At 73.3% G+C, this 25,046-nt stretch carries 14 protein-coding genes; 9 read left to right on the forward strand and 5 right to left on the reverse strand.

Annotated elements, in window-relative coordinates; genetic code table 11:
• Positions 1 to 8 precede the first annotated feature (8 nt).
• Both ACFQZ6_RS25800 and ACFQZ6_RS25805 read right to left on the reverse strand, forming a co-directional pair.
• Positions 9 to 1,568, reverse strand: a complete 1,560-nt coding sequence (locus tag ACFQZ6_RS25800) for a PucR family transcriptional regulator (protein ID WP_381613114.1) — start codon at positions 1,566 to 1,568, stop codon at positions 9 to 11.
• A 132-nt stretch (positions 1,569 to 1,700) separates the two neighbouring features.
• Entirely contained in the window at positions 1,701 to 4,118 is a 2,418-nt protein-coding gene (locus ACFQZ6_RS25805) for an ATP/GTP-binding protein (RefSeq protein WP_381613117.1), read from the reverse strand.
• Positions 4,119 to 4,376: 258 nt separating this feature from the next.
• Between ACFQZ6_RS25805 and gabT the strand changes: the two genes are divergently transcribed.
• Both gabT and ACFQZ6_RS25815 read left to right on the forward strand, forming a co-directional pair.
• Positions 4,377 to 5,711 (forward strand): 4-aminobutyrate--2-oxoglutarate transaminase, encoded by a 1,335-nt coding sequence (gabT, locus tag ACFQZ6_RS25810; protein ID WP_381613120.1) that lies wholly within the window; start codon positions 4,377 to 4,379, stop codon positions 5,709 to 5,711.
• 491 nt (positions 5,712 to 6,202) lie between these two features.
• Entirely contained in the window at positions 6,203 to 7,648 is a 1,446-nt protein-coding gene (locus ACFQZ6_RS25815) for an aldehyde dehydrogenase family protein (protein WP_381613123.1), read from the forward strand.
• Here the strand turns inward: ACFQZ6_RS25815 and ACFQZ6_RS25820 are convergent.
• Entirely contained in the window at positions 7,629 to 10,520 is a 2,892-nt protein-coding gene (locus ACFQZ6_RS25820; protein ID WP_381613126.1) for a glycoside hydrolase family 3 C-terminal domain-containing protein, read from the reverse strand. The genes ACFQZ6_RS25815 and ACFQZ6_RS25820 overlap by 20 nt on opposite strands.
• 367 nt (positions 10,521 to 10,887) lie before the next feature.
• Here ACFQZ6_RS25820 and ACFQZ6_RS25825 point away from each other — a divergent pair, with 367 nt between their 5' ends.
• Genes ACFQZ6_RS25825 through ACFQZ6_RS25855 form a run of 7 tightly spaced genes read left to right on the forward strand, consistent with a single transcriptional unit; the run spans position 10,888 to position 21,709 of the window.
• Positions 10,888 to 12,582 (forward strand): extracellular solute-binding protein, encoded by a 1,695-nt coding sequence (locus ACFQZ6_RS25825; protein WP_381613129.1) that lies wholly within the window; start codon positions 10,888 to 10,890, stop codon positions 12,580 to 12,582.
• A gap of 28 nt (positions 12,583 to 12,610) precedes the next feature.
• The gene (locus ACFQZ6_RS25830; RefSeq protein WP_381613132.1) at positions 12,611 to 13,645 is read left to right on the forward strand and encodes an ABC transporter permease; all 1,035 of its coding nucleotides are present in this window, start codon (positions 12,611 to 12,613) and stop codon (positions 13,643 to 13,645) included.
• Positions 13,642 to 14,577 carry a carbohydrate ABC transporter permease gene (locus tag ACFQZ6_RS25835; RefSeq protein WP_381613135.1) on the forward strand — a complete coding sequence of 312 codons (936 nt, stop codon included), beginning with the start codon at positions 13,642 to 13,644 and terminating at the stop codon, positions 14,575 to 14,577. The genes ACFQZ6_RS25830 and ACFQZ6_RS25835 overlap by 4 nt, the downstream gene beginning before the upstream one ends.
• Before the next feature lie 49 nt (positions 14,578 to 14,626).
• On the forward strand, positions 14,627 to 16,786 hold the full coding sequence (locus ACFQZ6_RS25840; protein ID WP_381613138.1) for a WD40/YVTN/BNR-like repeat-containing protein: 2,160 nt from the start codon (positions 14,627 to 14,629) through the stop codon (positions 16,784 to 16,786).
• Positions 16,786 to 18,756 (forward strand): beta-galactosidase, encoded by a 1,971-nt coding sequence (locus ACFQZ6_RS25845; RefSeq protein ID WP_381613141.1) that lies wholly within the window; start codon positions 16,786 to 16,788, stop codon positions 18,754 to 18,756. The genes ACFQZ6_RS25840 and ACFQZ6_RS25845 overlap by 1 nt, the downstream gene beginning before the upstream one ends.
• Positions 18,753 to 20,957: a glycosyl hydrolase family 95 catalytic domain-containing protein gene (locus ACFQZ6_RS25850; RefSeq protein WP_381613144.1), complete on the forward strand. Its 2,205-nt coding sequence runs from the start codon at positions 18,753 to 18,755 to the stop codon at positions 20,955 to 20,957. The genes ACFQZ6_RS25845 and ACFQZ6_RS25850 overlap by 4 nt, the downstream gene beginning before the upstream one ends.
• A 38-nt stretch (positions 20,958 to 20,995) precedes the next feature.
• On the forward strand, positions 20,996 to 21,709 hold the full coding sequence (locus tag ACFQZ6_RS25855; protein WP_381613147.1) for a glycoside hydrolase family 12 protein: 714 nt from the start codon (positions 20,996 to 20,998) through the stop codon (positions 21,707 to 21,709).
• A gap of 9 nt (positions 21,710 to 21,718) precedes the next feature.
• Here ACFQZ6_RS25855 and ACFQZ6_RS25860 read toward each other — a convergent pair whose 3' ends face one another.
• Positions 21,719 to 22,945, reverse strand: a complete 1,227-nt coding sequence (locus tag ACFQZ6_RS25860) for a sulfotransferase family protein (RefSeq protein WP_381613149.1) — start codon at positions 22,943 to 22,945, stop codon at positions 21,719 to 21,721.
• A 62-nt stretch (positions 22,946 to 23,007) separates the two neighbouring features.
• Complete coding sequence (locus tag ACFQZ6_RS25865) at positions 23,008 to 25,035, reverse strand: glycoside hydrolase family 31 protein (RefSeq protein ID WP_381613152.1); 2,028 nt, start codon at positions 25,033 to 25,035, stop codon at positions 23,008 to 23,010.
• Positions 25,036 to 25,046: the final 11 nt, after the last annotated feature.

The following is a 25,046-nucleotide window of genomic DNA, read 5'->3' on the forward strand; positions in this document are numbered from 1 at the left end:
GCCGTCCACTACTCCGAGCCCGTCGCCTTCAACGCCAGCCACAGCTCCATCCGGACGTCCGGGTCGTCCAGGGAGCGGCCCAGGATCTCCTCCACGCGGCGCATCCGGTAGCGGAGGGTGTGCCGGTGCACGCCGAGGTCCGCGGCGGCGGCGTCCCACTGGCCGTGCCGGGAGAGCCAGGCGCGCAGGGAGGCGACGAGGTCGCCGCGGCCGGTGGCGTCGTGCTCGTGGAGCGCGCGCAGCAGACCGTCCGCGAAGGCGCGTACGGCGTCGTCGGCGAGGAGGGGCAGCACCGAGCCCGCGGCGAGCTGGTCGTGCTCGACCAGGACGCGGCCCCGGCGGCGGGCCACCGACAGGGACTGCTCGGCCTGCTTGTAGGCGGCTGCCGCCGCGATCGGGCCCGCGGGGGCGGAGAGGCCGAGGACCACGTCGTCCTCCTCGGTGGTGGCCTTGCGGGCGGCCTCCCGGTCGGCCGCGTACTCGCCGCAGGACGCCACCGCCGCGCCGCCGTCCGCGGCCAGCACCACCAGGCGGTCGCCCTCGGGCACGACCAGCACCGCCTCACCGGCGCGGGCCGCGGCGGCCTCCACCGCCTCGGTGAGGGCGACCAGGCCCGCCTGCGCGGCGTCGCTCTCCGCGACCATGATCCGGAAGGGGGCGTCGAGGAGACCGCCGTACAGGTCACCGGCGACGGCGCGGGCGTGGTCCGGCTGTCCGGCGAGCAGCATCCGCAGGACCGCCGCGCCGATGCGCTGCTCGGCGGCGTGCAGGGAGCGGGAGCGTTCCGTGGTGAGGGTGAGCAGGGCGATGGCGGAGTGGACGGCGTAGCGCTCGGCGGTGCCGAGGGCGGCGGCGGTGCCGACGGCGAGCGCGGCGCGGGGGCGGCGGCCGGTGCCGAGGGAGTGCAGCTCGACGCGGTCCTCGTGGTCGGGACCGCCGACGACGGACGAGGCGGGGGCCGGGCGTTCGCGCAGCCGCTCCACGTCGGCCGTCAGCCGCGCCGCCCTGCGGCCCGCCCACTCGGGGGCGGTGGCGACGACGGCGCCCGAGGCGTCGTACAGCGCCGCCCAGCCGTCGACCTGCGCGGCGAGCGCGGTGAGCAGGCCCTCCGGGCCCTCGGCGAGCGCCTGCCGGGTCAGCTCGCGCTGGGCGGCGAAGCCCGCGGTCACCGCCCGGTACTGGTCGGCGGCGATGGCGGCGGAGACGGCCTTGCTGATGGCGAGGAAGGGGGTGCGACGCGGTACCTCGAGGAGCGGCAGGTCCTCCGCCTCCGCCGCCTCGACCAGCGCCGCCGGGATGTCCTCGTAGTTGACCCCGACCGCGAACCCGAGCCCGACGACCCCCGCCCCCACCAGGCGCTTCACATACCGGCGCATCGCCTCGGGGTTCTCCGCGTCCAGCTTCAGCGCGGTGATCAGCAGCAGCTCCCCGCCCTCCATGTAGGGCACGGGGTCGGCCAGCTCACTGACGTGCGCCCAGCGCACGGGCACGTCCAGACGGTCCCCGCCCGCCCGCACCCTCAGTTTCAGCGCGGAGTGGTGGACGAGGGAGGCGAGCGTGGGGGGCATGGGACCTTCAGGTCGATGTGATCCTTTGGCCGCCGTGTATGAACGACCTGCCCCGATTCTGCCTCACCGTACGGTCCCCACGAGACCACGAACCCACCCGGGCGTCACTTACCGGCCATTCACCGGCACGTGTCACGCCCGGTTGTCCCGCAGATCGACCAGCAGGGGCGGGGCGTGCTCACCCGTCACGTGCGTCACGGACAGCACCGCGTGCCCCGGCGGTACCGAGTGCGCCAGCTCGGAGGCGGACCAGCGTTCGCGCTCGACCGTCCGTACGGTCACGGCGTCCCGCGTCACCGCCTTGCCCGTGACCATCTTGCGCAGCGCGTGCAGGGCGCGTGTCATCGGCTGGTCGGCGAAGACGGTGTGCTTGGCGACCTCCTCCGTCTCGATCCACTCCGTACCCCACGCCTCCGCGAACCCCCGGCCGTCCCAGGTGGTGACGCCGGAGAACGCCATCCGGCAGCCGACCGCGCTGAGCAGCGGCCCGTGCAGCGGCTCGGGTACGTCGCCCAGGGTGCGCAGGGTGAGGACCACACCGGCGTTCAGCGACCGCAGCCGCTGCACGCCCCGGACGGTCTCCGTGGTCAGCGCGCCCGTCGCGTCGTCCAGGACCAGCCCGGCGAAGTGGCCCCGGGTGCCGCCGCTCGCCCGGGCCACCGTGGTGAACTGCGCCAGGACCAGACGGGTGAGGAGCCGGGACGCCTCCTCGTGGCCTCGCTCCGGCAGGTCGATGCGGACCCGCAGCGGATGGTGGGCGATCGCCCGCAACGAGAAGTGCCGCGCGCCGCCGCCCGCCCCGAAGAACCCGGCGAACACGGGCCGGTCGAGCAGCGCCAGCCGGTCCGCGAGCACCGGCCCGGGGTCCGCCGCGCCGCCCATCTGCCGGATCCGCGCCTCCAGCTCACGCCGCATCGCCGGGTGCTCACCGGCGTCCAGCGCCCCCCGCAGCGCGTCCAGCGCGTCCGGCACCCCCTCCAGCAGCTCCCGCAGCGCGGGCACGGTGGGGAAGCGCCCGTGCACCGCCCGGTACGGCCCGAGCAACTGGGCCAGCACCGTGGCCGCCCGTCGGCTGTCCACGGCGGCCAGGTCACCGACCAGGCCCTCGGCGAGGAAGGAGGCGGCCTCGTCGGGGTCGGTGGCGTCGGCGTACAGGTCCAGGTCGTGCACGGAGGCCGGGTCACCGACGCGCACGACGACGTCGTACGCCCCGTCGGGGCCCAGGGCCGCGCCCGCCGCGCCGACCACGACGACCGCGCAGCTCCCGGTGAGCGCCTGGAGGGCGAGCGACTCGGCGACGGGCCGGACCAGGCAGCGCGTCTTGCCCGCACCGGACGGGCCGACGGCGAGGAGGGAGGTGCCCAGCGCCGCCGGTTCGAGCGCGACGCCGACCCCCTGCCGCGCGGGCGGGTTGGGCTCGGCCTCGGCGCACGCGCCGATCCGCACCTGGCCCACGACGAGGTCGTGCGGGGCGGTCCGCGCGGGCAGGTCCCGGTCGCCGGAGGGGTGCGTCCAGGCGGCGGCGCCCTCGCGGAGCACCGTGTCCGTGAAGGACGCCGCGCCTCCGGCGTCCCGGCGCGCCGCGCTCCAGGCGTGCCGGACGCGCGCGCAGTCCACGTCGTTCATCCGGCCGCTGAGCACCTCGGCGGAGAGCAGGTCCGCGGCCTCGTACTGCCCGGCCTCCCTGAGCCGCGGCCAGTGCGCCTCGGGGACCGCCGGGGCGGGCCGCGGCTCGGCGGCGCGCTCGGCACGGCGCTGCCGGGCGAAGCCCCTCCAGTCACCGAGCCGGGCGAAGGGCCACAGCACCGCCGCGGTGATCAGGGCGTAGAGGCCGTAGGTGAGGGCCTCGCTCTGGAAGATGTCGTAGCCGCCCGCGAGCAGGGTGACCAGGGACAGCACGGGGTCCGCGACGGGCAGCGCGTCCCAGGGCTCGCCGGGCACCACGTCCGGCCAGACGAAGCCCAGCGCGGCGAGCGCGGCCAGGAGCGTCACGGCGGCGCGGCGGGCGGGGGAGAGGCGGTCGAGGTAGAAGCGGATCGCCTTCGGCCAGCTCCCGAGGCGGCCCGCCGTCCAGAAGATCAGGACGAAGAACACCCCGTCGTAGAGGATGCGCGCCTCGTAGCCGTGCCAGTCCGTGGGCCACACCGTGCCCCGGTACCACCAGTCGGTCGGCGTCAGCCAGTGCAGCAGGAGCCACTGCTTGGGGACCGTGCCCTGGCGCCACATCGTCCACAGCAGCAGCGACACGGCCAGCGGGATCAGCGCGCCGACCAGGGAGGTGGTGTCCAGCCGCCGCGACTCCCCGTCCGGCTGGCGCGGGGTGTACCCGAACCGCCACACGCCGGGCTCGGCCGCGGGCCGCGGGGTGTTGAGCCACTCCGCGACCGTGGCCCTGGCGGCAGGGGGGCGCTGCGGCACGGGCGGGGTCCCGGGCGCCGTGGGTGCCACGGGGGGCCGTGGCGGCACCGCGGGCATCTCGGGAGGTCCCGCCGGACGCGGCACGGCGTTCGCCTGTGTGCCCCGTGCGTCCCGGTTCCCGTCGGTGTCCATCGCGGTTGCCCCCTGACCAGCCGTTCCGTGCGGTGCGTGACCCGTCCGTGAGTCATCCGCGAGTCAATCTAACGCCGTCCGCAAGGGAGTTCACCGCTTACGCGGCCGGTCCCACCCCGATGGACCGGGTACGGCTATGTCCACCACGGACAACCACCCTCCCGCACAACGCCCAGATGGAGCATCCCCACCCCCCGCCGCCCGCCCTAGCCTGCGAAAAGAGGAAGCAAGCGTCCGTAACACCCCCAGGAGCCCCGCATGACCGCACTTCCGCAGGAGCGCCGCGTCGTCACCGCCATCCCCGGTCCGAAGTCGCAGGAGCTTCAGGCCCGCCGTACCGCCGCGGTCGCCCAGGGCGTGGGCTCCGTGCTGCCGGTGTTCACCGCGCGCGCGGGCGGCGGGATCATCGAGGACGTCGACGGCAACCGGCTCATCGACTTCGGCTCCGGCATCGCCGTGACCAGCGTCGGCGCCTCCGCCGAGGCCGTCGTACGCCGCGCCGCCGCGCAACTCGCCGACTTCACCCACACCTGCTTCATGGTCACCCCGTACGAGGGGTACGTCGAGGTCGCGGAGGCCCTCGCGGAGCTGACGCCCGGCGACCACGCCAAGAAGTCCGCGCTGTTCAACAGCGGCGCCGAGGCCGTCGAGAACGCCGTCAAGATCGCCCGCGCCCACACCAAGCGGCAGGCGGTCGTCGTCTTCGACCACGGCTACCACGGCCGCACCAACCTCACCATGGCGCTGACGGCGAAGAACATGCCGTACAAGCACGGCTTCGGCCCCTTCGCGCCCGAGGTGTACCGCGTCCCCGTCGCCTACGGCTACCGCTGGCCCACCGGCCCGGAGAACGCCGGTCCGGAGGCCGCCGCGCAGGCCATCGACCAGATCAGCAAGCAGGTCGGCGCCGAGAACGTCGCCGCGATCATCATCGAGCCGGTGCTCGGCGAGGGCGGCTTCATCGAGCCCGCCAAGGGCTTCCTGCCCGCGATCCGCGAGTTCGCCACCGCCCACGGCATCGTCTTCGTCGCCGACGAGATCCAGTCCGGCTTCTGCCGCACCGGCCAGTGGTTCGCCTGCGAGGACGAGGGCATCGTCCCCGACCTGATCACCACCGCCAAGGGCATCGCGGGCGGCCTGCCGCTCGCCGCCGTCACCGGCCGCGCCGAGATCATGGACGCCGCCCACTCCGGCGGCCTCGGCGGCACCTACGGCGGCAACCCGGTCGCCTGCGCGGGCGCGCTCGGCGCCATCGAGACGATGAAGGAGCTGGACCTCAACGCGCGGGCCAAGGCCATCGAGGCGACCATGAAGGCCCGCCTGACCGCCATGGCGGAGAAGTACGACGTCATCGGCGACGTCCGCGGCCGGGGCGCGATGATCGCCATCGAGCTGGTCAAGGACCGCGCGACCAAGGAGCCGAACCCGGAGGCCACCGCCGCCCTCGCCAAGGCGTGCCACGCCGAGGGCCTGCTCGTCCTCACCTGCGGCACGTACGGCAACGTGCTGCGCTTCCTGCCCCCGCTGGTGATCGGGGAGGACCTGCTGAACGAGGGCCTCGACATCCTGGAGCAGGCGCTCGCGGGGATCTGAGCAGGGCCTCTTCTCTGGCGGACCATGTGAAGAACGTGTGCGGGGTGGATGTGAGGACGCCGATCCGGCTGTGCTGGGTCCACCCCCTGCCGTAGGTTCTCCCCAGATGAGAGATACACCCGCTCACGGGGCACCGTGGGCGGCATCAGGCCGGGGCCTCCCCAGCTTCGACCTGGTCGTGCCTCGCGCACACAACCGGGGCTGTCGGCTCCGGGTCTCCTCACCGATCGGACGGTCGCCCGCCCCAGACCCCCCGGGGCGCGCGACGTTCCGATCCGGACGGCCGCCTCGGCGCCGCCCACTGAAGGGCCAGCGCAAACCCCCCCTTGCGCTGGCCCTTCAGGCGTTTGCGCACGACTGCCGGTGGAGCGCCAATCTGGCGCGGGCGCGCCCCCCACTGCTACGGATCGGACAACCGACGGCCCCGCCGCCCGCCCCTACCGTGGGACCAGCACAGCAGCACTCCTCCAACGCGGAAGGGCCGGGATCCCATGACCTCCACCCACGCCTTCTGGCTCGCCGGGCGCCAGGCCACCGGCGAGGACAGCATCGACGTCACCTCCCCGTGGGACGGTCGCCTCGTCGGCACGGTCAGCGTGCCGACGGACGCCCAGGTCGAGGAGGCCGTGGCCGCCGCGTACGCCGTCCGCGACACGTTCGCCGCGACGCCCGCGCACGTGCGCGCCGCCGCGCTCGACCACGTCAGCCGCCGTCTGGCGGAGCGCACCGAGGAGATCGCGCGGCTGATCTCGGCGGAGAACGGCAAGCCGGTCAAGTGGGCGCGCGGCGAGGTCGGCCGGGCCGTGTCCGTGTTCCGGTTCGCGGCGGAGGAGGCCCGCCGCTTCAACGGCGGCGAGGCGCAGCGGCTGGACACCGACCTCGGCGGCCAGGGACGGCTCGCGCTCACCCGCCGCTTCCCCAAGGGCGTCGTGCTCGGCATCGCGCCCTTCAACTTCCCGCTGAACCTGTGCGCGCACAAGGTCGCCCCGGCGATCGCCGCGGGCGCCCCGATCATCCTGAAGCCCGCCCCGGCCACCCCGCTGTCCGGGCTGCTCATCGGGGAACTGCTCGCCGAGACCGAGCTGCCCGCCGGGTCCTGGAGCGTCCTGCCGGTCGCCAACGACCGGATGCCCGCGCTCGTCCAGGACGAGCGGCTGCCGGTGATCTCCTTCACCGGGTCCGAGAAGGTCGGCTACGCGATCATGGACTCGGTGCCGCGCAAGCACTGCACCCTGGAGCTGGGCGGCAACGGCGCGGCGGTCGTCCTCGCCGACTACGCCAGCGACGCCGACCTGGACTGGGCGGCGCAGCGCATCGCCACCTTCTCCAACTACCAGGGCGGCCAGTCCTGCATCTCCGTGCAGCGCGTCATCGCGGACGCGTCCGTGTACGACCGGCTGCTGCCGCGGATCGTCGCCGCCGTCGAGGCCCAGGTCACCGGCGACCCGAACGACGACGCCACCGACGTCGGCCCGCTGGTCAGCGAGGACGCCGCCAAGCGCGTCGAGGCGTGGGTGCGGGAGGCCGTGGACGCGGGCGCCACGCTGCTCACCGGCGGCAAGCGCGACGGCGCCGCGTACGCGCCGACCGTCCTGACCGACCTGCCCGCCGGTACCACCCTGGCCTGCGAGGAGGTCTTCGGCCCGGTCCTCAGCGTGCAGAAGGTCGACGGCGAGGAGGCCGCCTTCGCCGCCGCCAACGACTCCAAGTACGGCCTCCAGGCGGGCGTCTTCACCCATGACCTCCAGGCCGCCTTCCGCGCCCACCGCGCGCTGGAGGTCGGCGGCGTCGTCATCGGTGACGTCCCCTCCTACCGCGCCGACCAGATGCCGTACGGCGGCGCCAAGCAGTCCGGCGTCGGCCGCGAGGGCGTGAAGTTCGCGATGGACGACTACACCTACGAGCGGGTGCTGGTGCTCACCGGTCTCGCGCTCTGACCCCGTCACCGTCGTCGGCCGCCTTGGACCCCCCACCGGAGAAGCCGACGTGCGCCAGCCGCAGGGGGCCGCGCAGTCTGACGTGGACGTCGTGGACACCCGCGGCCGTGATCGGGGCCGTGAGAGTGGTGTAGTCGTAGGGGCTGGACGTCGGGGCGGTCGGTGACAGGGTCGCCAGCGGTTCGGTGCCGTCGAGGGCGATGTCCAGGGAGCCCCCGCCCGCCACCGACACCGTCAGCCCCGCGGCCCCGGCGCCGAAGTCGCAATCCCGGTAGAGGAGTTCACCGGTGCCGCCGCCCACCGGGGTCACCGCGTCGCCGGACACCTTCGAGCGGTCGACGATCTCGATGCCGCCCTGCTCGTCGAAGTCGGCGGCGGACAGGCCGCGTTCGAGGACCGGGCGGGGGGTGGACGGCTCGCCGTCCAGGTGAAGCGTCAGACGGAGGCGGACGTCCTCGCTGGAGGCGCCGATCAGGAGGTCGTAGGGGCCGGGGGCAAGGCGCCAGCGGGAGTGGGAGACGTCCCAGAAGGCGAGGGCCGTGAGCGGGACCTCGAAGGTCACCGTGCGACTCTCGCCGGGTGCCAGCGACAGCCTCTCGTGGGCGAGGAGTTCCCGGCGCGGGCGCGGCGTCGGTGACTCCTGTGCCGCCCGGGCGTAGAGCTGCGCCACCTCGGCCGCCCGCCGGTCGCCGGTGTGGGTGACCGTGAAGCTCACCCGCACCGAGTCGCCGTCCACCTCCGCTCTCGGGTCGCCGTAGCCGAAGGACGCGTACGACAGGCCGTGGCCGAAGGGGTAGAGCGGGGTGCCCTCGAAGTACAGGTACGTCTGGCGGGAGCCGATCACGTCGTAGTCGAGGAGGCCGGGCAGGTCCGCGTCGGAGGCGTACCAGGTCTGCGGGAGGCGCCCCGAGGGGGAGACGTCACCGGCGAGGACGCGGGCCAGGGCGGTGCCCGCGGACTGACCGCCGTGCGCGGTCCACAGGGCGGCGGACAGCGGGGCCGGGTCGAACGCGTAGGGGTAGGCCGAGGTCAGGACCAGCACCGTGCGCGGGTTGGCGGCGCGGGCCGCCCGGAGCAGGCGCTCCTGGTGAGGGGGCAGGCGCAGCGTCGTACGGTCCTCCGTCTCCCGCCCGTTGATGTGCGGGTCGTTGCCCGCGACCACCACGACCACGTCGGCCCCGGCGGCGGCCCGGGTGACCGCCTCCTCGCCGCGCTCGGCGACCACCAGCTCGAAGACGGTCGGGTCGGCCTCGGCAACCTTCACGCCGTCGGCGGCGACCTGGACGTGGTGGCCCGTGCCGAGGTGCCGGAGGAGGTGGCCATGGCCGTACGGCTCCAGGCGGAACGTCTCCTGGACCACCCAGCCGCCGGGCTGGTCGGCGGAGGCGCGGACGTAGCCGTCCTCGGCGACGGAGAGGTAGCGGCCGTCCGGGGCGCGCAGGGTGAGGACGCCGCCGTCCCAGTCGACCAGGGCGAGTTCCGTGCCGACCGGGTCGTGGGTCAGCGGGGGCAGGTCGGTGCGGCCCGCGACCAGCGCCGGGTCGAGGGCGGCCACTCCGGACGGCACGGACGCGGGGTCCTCGGGGGCGGGGAGCACGTGCAGGTAGGTGCCGTCCGGGGTGCGCAGGCGGACCCGGTCCACGCCCTCCGCGAACGTGACGTGGTCGGCGCCGAAGCGGTCGTAGATCCCCTCCAGCGGGGTGGTGCGGTGCAGCAGGGAGCCGCTGTACCAGTCGAGCTTGCACTCGTCGGCCAGGAGGCCGACCACCGCGACGCGGGTGCCGGGGGCCAGCGGCAGCAGGCCGTCGTTCTTCAGCAGGACGACCGCCTGCTCCGCCGCCTCCAGGGCGAGGGCGCGGTGTTCGGGGGTGTCGAAGGCGCCGGGCTCGTCGTGGTCGTCGAACTCACCGAGGCGGAAGCGGACGGAGAGCTGGTGGCGGACGGCGGTGTCGACGTCCGCCTCGGTGAGCAGGCCGCGCTCCAGGGCGCCGTGCAGCCGGGCGGCGATCTTCGAGCTGTCCGTGCCGTGGTCGGTGAAGCTGTCGACGCCCGCGAGCAGCGCGGCGGCGGTGGCCTCCTCGTGGGTGTCGAAGTACCGCTCGGAGTCGACCAGGTTGGACGGCGCCCCGGCGTCGGAGCAGATCAGCAGGTCCTCGTCGGTCCAGGTGCGCAGGTGCTCGCGCAGATACGGGGAGAGGTGGTTGGGGCGGCCGTTGACCAGGTTGTACGCGGGCATCACCCCGGCCACCGCGCCCGCCTCGACCGTCTCCCGGAAGGCGCGCAGGTCGTACTCGCGCAGCACGCGGGGGCGGACCGAGGCGGAGGAGGTGTCGCGGTCGGTCTCGTTGTTGTGGGCGAGCCAGTGCTTCAGGACGGGCGCGGTGCGCCAATACGTCGGATGATCACCGCGCAGGCCCCGGGTGTACGCCGTCGCGATGGCCGAGGTCAGCCCGGGGTCCTCGGAGTAGCCCTCCTCGTTGCGGCCCCACAGGGGGTTGCGCAGCAGGTTCACGGTCGGGGACCAGACGTTGAGGCCGACCCGGTCGTCACGGGCGCGCATCGCGCGGGCCTCCTTCGACACCGCGTCACCGACCCGGCGCACCAGCTCCGGGTTCCAGGTCGCGCCCAGGCCCACCGCCTGCGGGAACACCGTCGCGGGGCCCATCCACGCCACGCCGTGCAGGGCCTCCTGGCCGGTGCGGAAGGCGGCGACGCCGAGCCGCTCGACGGCCGGGGCGAACTGGTGCAGGAAGGAGACCTTCTCGTCCAGGGTGAGCCGCGACAGCAGGTCGTCGACGCGCTTGGCGAACGGCAGCGTCCGATCGCGGAAAGGGTGGCGGAGCGGCGGCGTGGACGGCGGCTGAGCGGTCACGTGGGATTCCCCTTGGCGTGGAGCGGCGAGACGCTTTCGAAGCGCTTCGATGCTGGTTCGACGAGAGGGTGGGTGTCAAGACATCCCACCGCAACAAGTCCGTGCCCTCGCTGTTATCTCGGGGGATGGATCGGCCCGTTCGGATCGGCCACGGCGCCGCCAAACATCCGAGGAATCTGGCAATCGGCCCTTGTGTACCCCCCGGCGTTCACTTAACCTCGCAGCAACATCGAAGCGCTTCGACAGCCTCGACGGACTCGGCGGGGCGACCGTCGACAGCCGCTTCGCATCGGCCAGTTCCCATGAAGACACCTCAGCCGACGGCTCCACCGCCGGGTGTCCTGGTGCGCCACGAAGGGTTGACGCAATGACGCCGAACGCCGCTTCCGCCCCCTCCGCCCCCAGCCGGAGAAGTTTCCTCGCCTCCACGGCGGTCGCCGCCGTCGCGGTCGGCGGGGGAGCCCCGCTGCTCACCGCCTGCGGCGGCTCGGACAGCGGTTCGCGAGAGGGGACCACCTCGGGCAAGGACGCGAAGAAGCTGCTGCCCGCCTTCGTGGCCAGCAACGTGGTCGCGCCGGACATCCCCGCGAAGAACGGTTCGGCGGCCGGGTTCACCCGCAAGCTCGCCCTCGCGGACCTGAAGACCTCGGTGCCGAAGAAGCTCGGCAAGGGCGGCAAGGTGACGATCATGTCGCCGTTCTGGGGTTCGCCGCCCAAGAGCGACAACGCCTACTACAAGGCGATGAACGACCTGATCGGCACCGACGTCCACTGGCAGAACCAGGACGGCAACACCTACGAGCAGAAGCTCGGCGCGGTGCTCGCCTCCAGCGACGTCCCGGACGTCGTGGTCGTCCCGAGCTGGAACCTCAACGGCCGCATACCCAGCGCCATCATCAGCAAGTTCGCCGACCTCGGCCCCTACCTCTCCGGCGACGCGGTCAAGGAGTACCCCAACCTCGCGGCGATCCCCACGGACGCCTGGCAGCGCTCGATCTTCGGCGGCGCCCTGCGCGGCCTGCCCATGCCGCAGCCGATCGTCACCGGCATCGTCCCGCTCTACCGGCAGGACATCTTCGAAGCCGAGGGCTACGAGGTCCCCACCTCCGCCGACGCGTTCATGGCCTGGGCGAAGGACGCCACCAACGCCCGGGCCAAGCGCTGGGCCTGCATGGACATGAAGTGGACGGCGTTCCAGTCCTTCGGCGTGCTGTCCGGCAACGAGAAGCCGCTCGGCTGGAACCTCGTCGACGGCAAGCTGGTCAACCGCGTCGAGACCGAGGAGTTCCTCGAAGCGCTGGAGTGGACCCGCAAGCTGTTCGCCGCCGGTGTCGTCCACCCCGACGCCGAACTGGGCAAGAGCCAGGCCACCGACCCCGGCCCCAAGTTCGCCAAGGGCGAGTTCCTCGTCTACGCCAACAACATGAGCCAGTGGTGGAGCCGCACCGCCGAACAGGCCGTCCAGAACCCCGACTTCAAGGTCTGGGGCATGGACATCTTCGGCCACGACGGCGGCGACCCGGTGCTCTGGGCCGAACAGCCCGCCGGAATCTGGTCCTTCGTCAACAAGAAGGCGTCCGAGGAGGTCGTCCGGGAGGTGCTCGCCGTCGCCAACGTCACCGCGGCGCCGTACGGCACCAAGGAGTTCATGATGACCAACTACGGTGTGGAGGGCACCCACTACACCGTCAAGGACGGCGTCCCCACCAAGACCGACCAGGGCAACCTCGACGTCCTCAACGCCTACGTCATGGTGGCGAGCCCCGCCCCGACCGTCGCCCACCCCGACTTCCCCGACGTCGCCCGGGGCCAGGTCGAGTGGCAGCAGCGGATGGGCGCCTTCACCCGCAAGACCCCGTTCTTCGGGATGCAGATCACCGAGCCCAGCCGGTACGCCAACCTCTCCTCCAACTTCGAGCAGTTGGAGGACGACATCACCCGCGGCCGCAAGAAGATCAGCGACATGCAGCAGGCCGTCTCCGACTGGAAGAGCAAGGGCGGGGACAAGCTCCGCGACTGGTACCAGAAGATCCTCGACGAGAACGGCTCCGCGGCCAACTGACCGGGCAATCGAGGCGAGGAGAACGGCCGTGTCCCACAGCACGGTGCCTCGGAGCAGGTCCGAGGCCGATACGACGGAGCAGCCAGCGGGGATGCCCGAGGGCGCCCCCGGCCCCGGGAGGAGACCCCCCGCGGCCAAGCTCAGCCTGCGGCACCGGTTCCGGCGCGACCGCGTGCTGCTGCTGATGACCCTGCCAGCCGTCGTGCTGCTCCTGCTCTTCAACTACGTGCCGATCCTCGGCAACGTCGTCGCCTTCCAGGACTACGACCCGTACATCAGCGACAACGGCGTCGTCTCCATGCTGCACAGCCTCTGGGTGGGCGTGGAGAACTTCGAGCGGATCTTCGCGGACTCCGCGTTCTGGCAGGCGGTGCGGAACACGCTGGTGCTGTTCTTCCTCCAGCTCGTGCTGTTCTTCCCCATCCCCGTCCTGCTCGCGCTGCTCATCAACAGCGTGGTCAGGCCCCGGGTGCGGGCCGTGGCCCAGGCCGTGCTGTACCTGCCGCACTTCTTCTCCTGGGTGCTGGTCATCGCCGTCTTCCAGCAGATGTTCGGCGGCGCCGGGATGCTCTCCCAACTGCTGCGGGAGAACGGCTACGACGGCCTGAACATCATGACCAACCCGGACACCTTCCCCTTCCTGCTCACCGCGCAGAGCGTCTGGAAGGACGCCGGGTGGGGGATCATCGTCTTCCTCGCCGCGCTGGCCTCGGTCAGCCCCGACCTGTACGAGGCCGCCGCGATGGACGGCGCCGGACGCTGGCGCCGGATGTGGCACGTCACCCTGCCCGCGCTGCGGCCGGTGATCGCCCTGCTGCTGGTGCTGCGCGTCGGTGACGCCCTCACCGTCGGCTTCGAGCAGATCCTGCTGCAACGGGACGCCGTCGGACCGGGCGCCGCGGAGGTGCTGGACACCTTCGTGTGGTGGAACGGCGTCCGCAACCAGGACTTCGGCTACGCCGCGGCGGCCGGACTCGTCAAGGGCGTCATCAGCATCGGCCTCGTCCTGGCCGCGAACAAGGTGGCCCATCTGATGGGCGAGCAGGGGGTGTACAAGAAGTGACCGCCGTGATCGACAAACCGGCGAGCCGCCCTTCACGGTGGGCCGCGCCGCCCCGGCCGGTCTGGGAGGAGCCGCCCGGGAAGGCCGGGCTCGCGGCCAAGGGACTCGTCCTCGGACTCGCCTGCCTCGCGATCCTCTTCCCGCTGTGGATCGTCGTCGTCACCAGCCTGTCCTCCCGGCAGACCATCGACGAGGCCGGTGGCCTGGTGATGGTGCCGAAGGGCGTCACCTTCGTGGCGTACCAGGAGCTGCTCAGCGGCGGCCAGGTCACCCGCGCGGCGGTCATCAGCGTGCTGGTCACCGCCGTCGGTACGGCGTTCTCCATGACGGTGTCCGTGCTGTGCGCCTACGGGCTGTCCCGCAGCGGCTCGCTGGGACACCGCTGGATCCTGATGACGCTGCTGGCGACGATGTTCTTCAGCGCCGGGCTCATCCCGACGTACCTGCTGGTGCAGACGCTGGGGCTGACGGACAGCTATCTCGCGCTGATCCTGCCGAGCGCGATCAGCGTGTTCAACATCCTCGTGCTGCGCGGGTTCTTCATGGGCATCTCGCCGGAACTCACCGACAGCGCGCGGATCGACGGGGCCGGGGACTTCCGCATCCTGTGGCAGATCGTCCTGCCGCTGTCGCGGGCGGTGATCGCGGTGATCACGCTGTTCTACGCGGTCGGGTACTGGAGCGCCTGGTTCAACGCGTCGCTGTACCTCAACGACCAGGAGATGATGCCGCTCCAGAACGTCATGATCCAACTGGTGCAGAAGCAGGAGGCGCCGGTGGGGCTCGGGCAGGCGATCAAGACGGGGCAGTTGTCGGGGCTGGCGGTGCAGATGGCCGTGATGGTGATGGCGTTGTTGCCGGTGGCGGTGTTGTCGCCGTTCGTGCAGCGGCACTTCAAGAAGGGGATGTTGACGGGGGCGGTCAAGGGCTGAGCCCTGGGTGCGGGTGCGTTGTTCTCTCTCTTACAAGGCGAGGTATGTCATGCGCATGTCTAGGCGAGCCGTTCTCGGTGGAGTCGCCGCCGTCTCCACTCTGCCGCTCCTCGGCGCGTCCCCGGTGTCCGCCGCCCCAGCCGGGGGCGCCTACCGCTGGCGCAACGTCACCATCGGCGGCACCGGGTTCATCACCGGCGTCCTCTTCCACCCCGCCGTCCCCGGGCTCGCCTACGCCCGGACCGACATCGGGGGCGCCTACCGGTGGGACGAGCGGCGCGCCCGCTGGACCCCGCTCACCGACCACATCGGGTGGGACGACTGGAACCTCCTCGGCGTCGAGGCGATGGCCGTCGACGCCGCGCACCCCGACCGGCTCTACCTCGCCGTCGGCACCTACGCGCAGTCCTGGGCCGGGAACGGTGCCGTCCTGCGCTCCGAGGACCGGGGCGCGACCTGGGCCCGCACCGACCTGACCGTCAAGCTCGGCGCCAACGAGGACGGGCGCGGCACCGGCGAACGCCTCCTCGTGGACCCGCGCGACAGCGACACCCTCTGGCTCGGCACCCGCCACGACGGCCTGCTGAGGTCCACCGACCGGGGCGCCACCTGGACCCCGGCGACCGGCTTCCCGGCCACGGCGCGGGACCCCGGCCAGGGCGTCACCCTCCTCGTCGCCGCCGGACGGGCCCTGTACGCCGGGTGGGGCGACGGCGCGCCGAACCTCTACCGCACCCTCGACGGCAGCACCTGGGAACCCGTCCCCGGCCAGCCCACCGGCACCGCCGCCCGGGTCCCCGTGCGCGCGGCGTACGACCGCCACACCCGCGCCCTCTACGTCACCTACGCCGACGCCCCCGGCCCCAACGGCCAACTGGACGGCAGCGTGCACCGGCTCGACACCGTCGGCGGCCGGTGGACGGACGTCACCCCGGCCGCCCCGGGCGCCGGGGACACCTTCGGCTACGGCGGCGTCGCCGTGGACGCCCGCCGCCCCGGCACGGTCGTCGTCTCCACCAACAACCGCTGGGCCGCCGTCGACACCCTGTACCGGTCCACCGACGCCGGGCGCACCTGGACGTCCCTGAAGGACTCCGCCGTCCTCGACGTCTCCGAGACGCCGTACCTGAGGTGGGGCGGCGACGCGCCCAAGTTCGGCTGGTGGATCCAGGCGCTCGCCCTCGACCCGTACGACTCCCGCCACCTCGTCTACGGCACCGGCGCCACCCTCTACGGCACCCGCGACCTCGTCCACTGGGCGCCGCGGGTCAGGGGCCTGGAGGAGGCGTCCGTACGGCACCTCGTGTCGCCGCCGAGCGGGCGGGCGCACCTGCTCAGCGGGCTCGGGGACATCGGCGTGATGTACCACGAGCGGCTGACGTCGTCCCCGTCCCGGGGCATGGCCGCCAACCCCGTCTTCGGCACCGCCACCGGCCTCGCCCAGGCCGCCGCCGAGCCGTCGTACGTCGTCCGCACCGGCTGGGGCGACGGCGGCAACGGCGCCTCCTCCACCGACGGCGGGCAGACCTGGGCGCCCTTCGCCGCGCAGCCCGCCCTCGCCAAGGACGCGCCCGGCCCGATCGCCGTCAGCGCGGACGGCGCCGTGCTGCTGTGGAGCTTCGTGCACGGGGACGGCACCCGGTACGCCGCCCACCGCAGCGACGACGGCGGCGCGAGCTGGGCCGAGGTCGGCACCTTCCCCAAGGGCGCCACGCCCGTCGCCGACCCGGTCGACCCGGCGCGCTTCTACGCCTACGACACCGACGCCGGGACCCTGTACGCCAGCACCGACGGCGGGCGCACCTTCGCCGCGCGGGCCGACGGGCTGCCGTCCGGCGACAGCCAGTTCAAGGTGGTCGCGGCGCCCGGGCGCGTCGGTGACCTCTGGCTCAGCGCCAAGTGGAACGGGCTGTACCGGTCCACGGACGGCGGCGTCGGCTTCACCAAGCTGACGAGCTGCTGGGCGTCGTACACCCTCGGCTTCGGCAAGGGCGCCGCCGACTACCCGGCCGTCTACCAGGTCGGCGCCACCGACGCCACCACCGCCGTGCTGCGCTCCGACGACGCGGGCGCGAGCTGGACGCGGATCAACGACGACCGGCACCAGTGGGGCTGGACCGGCGAGGTCATCACCGGCGACCCGCGCGTGTACGGCCGGGTCTACCTCGGCACCAACGGGCGCGGCATCCAGTACGGGGAGCCCGTCTGATGCCCGGACTCGGCGACGCCACGCGCGGTCGGCTGCTCTTCGGCGGGGACTACAACCCCGAGCAGTGGCCGGAGGAGACCTGGCACGAGGACGTCCGGCTGATGAAGGACGCCGGGGTCAACTCCGTCACGGTCGGCGTCTTCTCCTGGGCACGCCTCGAACCCCGCCCCGGGGCACGGGAGTTCGGGTGGCTGGACCGGCTCCTTGACCTGCTGCACACGCACGGCATCGGCGTCGTCCTCGCCACGCCCACCTCCGCGCCGCCGCCCTGGCTGGGCAGGCTGCACCCGGAGACGCTGCCCCGGGACGCCGACGGGCGGGTGGAGTGGTGGGGCGGGCGGCAGCACTTCTCGCACTCCAGCGCCGTCTACCGGCGGCACGCCGCCGCCATCACCGAGGACCTCGCCGCCCGGTACGCGGACCACCCGGCGCTCACCCTGTGGCACATCAACAACGAGTACTGCACGCCCGACCACGGGGACGAGGCCGCCGCCCGCTTCCGCGGCTGGCTGCGCGCCAGGTACGGGACGATCGACGCCCTCAACACGGCGTGGGGCACGGACTTCTGGAGCCAGCGCTACGACGACTGGGCCGAGATCCTGCCCGCCCGGCACACCCACTACCTGAAGAACCCCGCCCAGGTGCTGGACTTCCGGCGCTTCACCTCCGACATGCTCCTGGAGTGCTTCACCGCCGAACGGGACATCGTCCGCCGCCACACCCCGCACCTGCCGGTCACCACCAACTTCATGCCGCTCTTCTTCGGCCAGGACGCCTGGCGCTGGGCCGAGGAGGAGGACGTCGTCTCCGTGGACCTGTACCCCGACCCGCGCGATCCCGTGGGGGGCGCCCGGCACGGCGCCCTGGTGCAGGACCTCACCCGGTCGCAGGCGCGCGGCCCGTGGATGCTGATGGAACAGGCGGCCGGGGCGGTCAACTGGCGGGGCGTCAACCACCCCAGGCCACGCGGCCTGAACCGGCTGTGGTCCTGGCAGGCCGTGGCCCGGGGCGCGGACGCCGTCTGCTACTTCCAGTGGCGGCAGTCCCGGCAGGGCGCGGAGAAGTTCCACTCCGGGATGGTCGGTCACGCGGGGGAGCACGGGCGGACGTTCCAGGAGGTCAGACAGCTCGGCGCCGAACTGGCCCGGATCGGCGGCGAGGTCGTCGGCCGGGACGTCACCGCCGAGGTGGCCGTCCTGCACGACTGGCACGCCTGGTGGGCCGCGGAGCAGGACGGCCGCCTCTCCACCCGCGCCGACCACCCGACCCTGCTCGCCGCCTGGCACCGGGCGCTGTGGGAGGCCGGTCTCACCACCGACCTCGCCCACCCCGAGCACGACCTCACCGGCCGCAAGCTGGTCGTCGTACCGCAGTCCTACCTGCTCACCGACGCCGCGATCGAGAACCTGCGCGCCCACGTCGACGGCGGCGGCACCCTCGTCTGCGGCTTCCTCACCGGCACGGCCGACCAGGACGACCGGGTGCGCCCCGGCGGCATGGACCCCCGGCTGCGCGCGCTGTTCGGCATCCGCACCCTGCACGAGTGGTGGCCGCTGGACGAGGGGGAGGCCGCCGACTGCGACGGCTTCCGCGGCACGCTCTGGTCGGAGGAGATCGAGGCCGCCGACGACGTCGACGAGCGGATCGACTACCGGGGCGGCGAACTCGACGGACTGCCCGCCGTGCTGCGCCGGGGGCGCGCCTGGTACGTCTCCACGCTCCCGGAACCGGACGCGCTGCGGGCGCTGCTCGCGCGGATCGCCACGGCGGCGGGCGTGCGGCCGGTGCTCGACGCGCTGCCGGAGGGCGTGGAGGCGGTGCGGCGCGGTGAGCTGCTGTTCGTCCTCAACCACGGGCGCGAGCCGGTCACCGTCGCCGTGCCGGGGGCGTACCGGGAGCTGCTGACCGGCGCGGACGTCCAAGGCGAGGTCCGGCTCGAACGCTTCGGAGTGGCGGTGCTGAAACCATGACGTGCGGACCTGTCAGCCCCGTCAGCCCTGGCGGACCCGTGCACGGAACCTGGGAGCCGCACCCCGCCGCCCGCTGGGAGGACGCCTTCCTGAGCGGCAACGGCCACCACGGCGCCCTGGTGTTCGGCGACCCGAACGCCGACCGTGTCATCGTCACGCACCACACCCTCGTACGCCCCACCGGCCCGCACCCCGGGCCCCCGCGGCTCGCCGGGCGGCTGCGGGAACTCCAGGACCGGCTGCTGGCCGGGGACGCCGCCGCCGCCGAGGAGTTCACGGACGGGCGGGAGCTGCACTGGGTGCGCGCCTTCCACCCCGCCTTCCAGCTCCGCCTCGACCGGCCCGACGGGGATACCCGCGACTACCGCCGGGCCGTCGACTTCACATCCGGCGAGGTCACCGCCCGCACCGGCGACTGGACCAGCCGCCTGTTCGTCTCCCGCGCGGACGACGTGCTCGTGCACGAGATCGCCGGTCCTGGACTCGACCTGCGGGTCCGCCTGGACCACCAACTCGCCGGTGCGCCGCTCGGGTTGGGCGTCGGCAACGGAGTGCTGCGCACGCCCGAGGGCGCCGTCCTGAGCCTGCGTGCCGGGTACCCGAACAGCGACCTCGCGTACACCGGCGTCACCCTCGCCGTGGTCGACGGCGGCCGGACCACGCTCACCCCGCCCGGCGTGCGCGTCACCGGCGCCGGGTCCGTGCTGCTGCTCACCCGGGTGCGCCGCCACACCGGCGAACTGGACGCCGTCGCCGAGACCCGCGCCCTGCGCGACCTCGCCGCCGGGTACGACACGCTCCTCGCCCGGCACCTGACCGCCCACCGCACCGCCTACACCCGCGTCACCCTCGACCTCGCCGCCGACCCGGCCGAGCGCGCGCTGCCCGGCTCGGAGCTGCTGAAGCGCCCGCGGAGCCCCGCGCTCCTGGAACGCCTCTTCGCCGCCGGGCGCTACCACCTGCTCTCCGCCAGCGGCCACCACCCGCCCCGCCTGACCGGACTGTGGACCGGCGAGTGGAACACCGCCTGGTCCGGCGCCCTCACCTACGACGCCAACCTCAACCTCCAGACCGCCTCCGCCGCCTGCGCCGCCCTCCCCGAGGTGACCGAGGCGCACGCCGCGCTCGTCCAGCGGCAGCTCCCGGACTGGCGCGACAACGCCCGCGAGGTCTTCGGCGCCCGAGGCGTCGTCGCCCCCGGCCACAGCGACGGCGAGTCGGGACACTCGTACCACTTCAGCCGCGCGTACCCGCTGCACCTGTGGACCGCGGGCGCCGACTGGCTGCTCAAGCCCCTCGTCGACCACGACGAGACCCACGGCGGGCGCGACCCGCGCACCGCCGCCGCGCTCGCCGAGGTCGCGGAGTTCTACGAGGACTTCCTCACCCGCGCCGACCACGACGGCCACCTCGTTGTCGTGCCCTCCTACTCACCCGAGAACCGGCCCGCGAACGCCAGTTGGGGCGCGGTCAACGCGGCCATGGACCTCTCCGCCGCCCGGCACGCCCTGCGCACCGCCGCCGCCTACCACCCCGAGCGCGCCGACCGCTGGCATGCCCTCGCCGACCGGCTCCCCCCGCACCGCGTCAACGCCGACGGCGCGCTCGCGGAGTGGGCCTGGCCGGGACTCGACGACTCCTACGACCACCGGCACCTCAGCCACCTCTACGGCGTCTGGCCGCTGGACGAGATCAACCCCTACGACACCCCCGCCCTCGCGGCGGCCGCCCACCGCGCCCTCGCGCTGCGCGGCCCCGAGAACGACTCCGCGCACGGCCACCTCCACCACGCCCTGATCGCCGCCCGGCTGCGCGACCGCGACCGGGTCACCGCCGCCCTCGCCCGGGTCCTGGAGGGCGACTTCTTCCACGCCTCCCTGATGAGCGCCCACTACCCCCACCGCGACGTCTACAACGCGGACGCCGCGCACACCCTCCCGGCGCTGCTGATCGAGGCGCTCGTCCAGTCCACGCCGGACCGGCTGGTGCTGCTGCCCGCGCCGCCCTGCCCGCGCGGCGCGCTGCACGGCGTGCGCACCCGCTTCGGCGCGGAGCTCGACCTCACCTGGACCCCGGAGGGCGCCACGGCGCTCCTCCGCCCGCGCCGCACCCACCGCGTCGAACTCAGGACTTCCTCCGGCGCCGAGATGCTCGACCTCGTCGCCGGGGAGGACCGCGTCCTGACCCTCGGGGCGCGGTAAACCCCCCGCACCATCCCCCCACCCATGGAAGGGACACCATGGCAACCAGCACCCTGAGCAGGGCCGCCAAGGCCCTGCTGGCCCCGGCGCTCGCGCTCGGCGTGACGCTCGGCCTGGCCTCCGCGCCCGCGCACGCCGCGATCTGGAGCACCTGCGACCAGTGGGGCAACACCACCCTGAACGGCTACACCCTCTACAACAACATCTGGGGCTCCGGCGCGGGCGGCCAGTGCGTGTGGGCCAACTCCGGCACCAACTGGGGCGTGTGGGCCAACCACCCCAACACCGGCGGCATCAAGTCCTACCCCAACGCCAAGAAGGTGATCAACAAGCCGATCACCTCCCTCACCTCGCTGACCAGCAGCTACAACGTCACGGTCCCGTCGGCGGGCGCGTACAACACCTCGTACGACATCTGGGACACGGACTACGACTACGAGATCATGCTGTGGGTCAACTACAACGGCGCGGTCGGCCCGCTCGGCACCGCGCAGGGCAGCGTCAGCCTCGGCGGGCACACCTGGAACGTCTACAAGGGCAGCAACGGCAACAACGAGGTCTTCTCGTTCCTGCGCACCTCGGACTCCAGCTCCGGCACCGTCAACATCCTCCCGATCCTGAAGTGGATCAAGGACACCAAGGGCTGGATGGGCAACGAGACCATCGGTGACGTCCAGTTCGGCTACGAGATCACCTCGTCCTCGGGCGGCCTGGACTTCGTCACCCACAACCTGACGGTCAGCGGCGGCTGAGCACGCCGCTCAGGCCCGGTCGACCTCGGCCCGCAGGGCGTCGTACTCGGCGAACACCGACTCGACGGCGGCGCGGTCGAGGCCGTACCGGGCCAGGTCGTAGCCGTGCGGCCGGGCGCCCCTGGGGCGGGCCGCCACCTCCGGCAGCCGCGCGGCGTCCGCGTCCGTCCAGCGGGCGCCGACCGCCGCGTACAGCTTCGGGGCGCCCGCGGCCGGGTCGGTGCCCAGCCATGAGTACGGCACGTCCACGAGCTGCTCCGCCGGGATCGCGGCCCGCGCGGCGAGCGCCCGGCGCATGGCCCGGCCCAGCAGCTCCAGCCAGGTGGCGCCGATGGCGTGCGGGTCGACGGGGTCGGTGCTGACGGTCATGCCGTGCTCGACCAGCGAGCAGAACGACGCCAGGACGGTGACCGGGTCGCGGTGCGTCCACACGACGGTCGCGTCCGGGAACACCCGCAGCAGCGCGTCCAGGTTCTCCAGGTGCATCGGCGACTTCAGCACCCAGCGGCGCCGGGGACGGCCGTACTGGAGCACCTGGTAGACCCGCTTGAGGTGCTCGTAGTCGGCGGTGAAGTCCCGGCCGCAGTGCCACTCCTGGTACGCCGGTATGCGGGCCTGGGACAGCGGCATCAGGGCGTGCGGCAGGGCGAAGGTGCACTCCTCGGGGCCCTCCGCGACCATCGGGTGGATGTCCCGGAAGCGCGGTACGAACAGGTCGGTGCCCCGCACCATCCGGCGCGCCGTCGCCACCGCCTTGCGCTGCCGCACCGGCGTGGTGTGCAGGTCGGGGGTGAGCAGCTCCCACAGCAGCGGGCCGCGGTGCGCCTTAGCCAGCGACAGCACGCCGTGCGTGAGCGTCGTCGCGGTGCGCGGCAGCCCGACCACGAACACCGGCCGCTCGATCGGCTCCCGCGCGATCGCCGGGTGCTCGGCGACCAGTCGCCGGACGCGGGCCCGGTTGGTGAGGTGCCTGCGCACGTGCGCCTGCGCCGACTGCCAGCCCACCGGGGTGAGGCCGTCGGCCGCCGCCCAGTGCCGCAGCAGCAGCCGGAACCCCTCGGTGAACTCCTCGTCACCCCCCAGCTCCTCCCCGAGCGTCCGCCCGGCCTCCCGCCGCACGGTCCGCCCCGCCTCCGCGAGCAGCCGCTCGAAGACCTGGTCGGGATCCCGACGGGACCGGAACATCGGCCGCACCAGCACATTGGCCAGGGCGAGGGGACGGGGGACGGTGGTCACGGGGCGGCTCCTCTCCACACAGGGACCTTAACCGGGGCCCCACGTCGGGGCGTTGGGCCGCCCTACTCCGCTACGGGCAGGCTCGCCCCGTCCCGCAGGAACAGTGGGATGCGGTCCAGGGGCGCGTCGACCGTGACCGTCGTACCGCCCTCGTACGACTCCCCGGTCCACGCGTCCGTCCAGCGCGCGCCCGCGGGGAGGTAGGCCGTGCGGGTCGTCGCGCCCGCCGTCAGGACCGGGGCCACCAGGAGGTCGGGGCCCAGGAGGTAGGCGTCGTCGACCCGCCAGGCGGCGGGGTCGTCCGGGAACTCCAGGAACAGCGGGCGCATGACCGGCAGCCCCTGCTCGTGGGCCTCGCGCATCACGTCCAGCACGTACGGCCGCAGGCGCTCGCGCAGCCGCAGGTACTTCTCCAGCACCGGGTACGCCGCCTCGCCGTAGGACCACACCTCGTTCGGGCCGCCCGTCATCTCCGGGCCGAGCGGCATCCCCGGGTCGCGGAAGCCGTGCAGCCGCATCAGCGGGGACAGCGCGCCGAACTGGAACCAGCGGACCAGTACCTCGCGGTACGCCTCGTCGTCCGGGTCGCCGCCGTGGAAACCGCCGATGTCGGTGTTCCACCAGGGGATGCCGGACAGGGCCGTGTTCAGCCCGGCCGCGATCTGGCGGCGCAGGGTGGCGAAGTCGGTGCCGATGTCACCGGACCACAGCGCGGCGCCGTGCCGCTGGCTGCCCGCCCACGCCGAGCGGTTCAGCGTGATCACCTCGTCGACGCCCGCCGCGCGCAGGCCCTCGTCGAAGGTGCGGGCGTTCTCGGCCGGGTAGAGGTTGCCGACCTCCAGGCCGGGGCCCGCCCAGTAGCGCAGGTTCTCCGGGAAGCCCGGCTTCAGCTCCGGCTCGCAGGCGTCCAGCCAGAACGCGGTGATGCCGTACGGGTCCAGGTAGTTCTCCTTGATCCTCGACCACACGAACTCCCTGGCCTCCGGGTTGGTGGCGTCGTAGAAGGCCACCTGGACCGTGGACGCCACCTCCTTGTCCGGCCAGTCGGCGTGCGCGAGCGGGCCGTACTGGGTGCCGATGAAGTAGCCGCGCTGTTCCATCACCGGGTGGTTCTCGGAGAGCGGGGACACCGACGGCCACACCGAGACGACGAGCTTGATGCCCAGTTCCTCCAGCTCGCGGACCATCGCGGCGGGGTCGGGCCACTCCTTCGGGTCGAACCTCCACTCGCCGAGGTGGGTCCAGTGGAAGAAGTCGCACACGATCGCCGAGATCGGCAGGCCACGCCGCTTGTACTCCCGGGCGACGGCGAGCAGTTCGTCCTGGGTGCGGTAGCGCAGCTTGCACTGCCAGAAGCCCGCCGCCCACTCCGGCAGCATCGGCGTGCGGCCGGTCACCGCGCTGTAGCGGCGCTGGGCGTCGGCGGGGGAGCCCGCGGTGATCCAGTAGTCGATCTGGCGGGCCGAGTCCGCCACCCACCGCGTCCCGTTGTGGGCCAGCTCCACGCGGCCGATCGCCGGGTTGTTCCACAGCAGGGTGTAGCCGCGGCTGGACGTCAGCACCGGGATGGACACCTCGGCGTTGCGCTGCACCAGGTCGACGACCAGCCCCTTCTGGTCCAGGAACCCGTGCTGGTGCTGGCCGAGGCCGTACAGCTTCTCGTCGTCGTAGGCGGCGAACCGCTGCTCAAGGCGGTGGTGGCCGCCTCCGACCGCCGTGTACAGGCGCGGGCCCGGCCACCAGAAGTGCGCCCGCTCCTCGGCGAGGAGTTCCCCGCCGTCGTCCGTGCGCAGGAAGCGGACCAGGCCCTCGGCGTCGACGGTGACGGTCAGCGCCCCGACCGTCAGCCGCCCGTGGCCGTCCTCGACCTTGACGGTGGCCTCGGTCGGCGGCGCCTGCGCGAGCAGCGCGCCGGGCAGGTCGTCGAGCACCGGGCCGCCGAGCCGGGCCCGCACCCGGACCGCGTCCGGCCCCCAGGGCTCGACGCGTACGGTCTCCTGACGGCCGCTCCACTCCAACGCGCCGTCCCGCTCACGGATCGTGCCGACGGTGGGGGACGACTGGGCGAGGCTGACCTTGGGCTGGTTCACGTGGGTGCTCC

Source organism: Streptomyces flavalbus, from assembly GCF_042674625.1.
GTDB classification, from domain to species: Bacteria; Actinomycetota; Actinomycetes; order Streptomycetales; family Streptomycetaceae; genus Streptomyces; species Streptomyces flavalbus.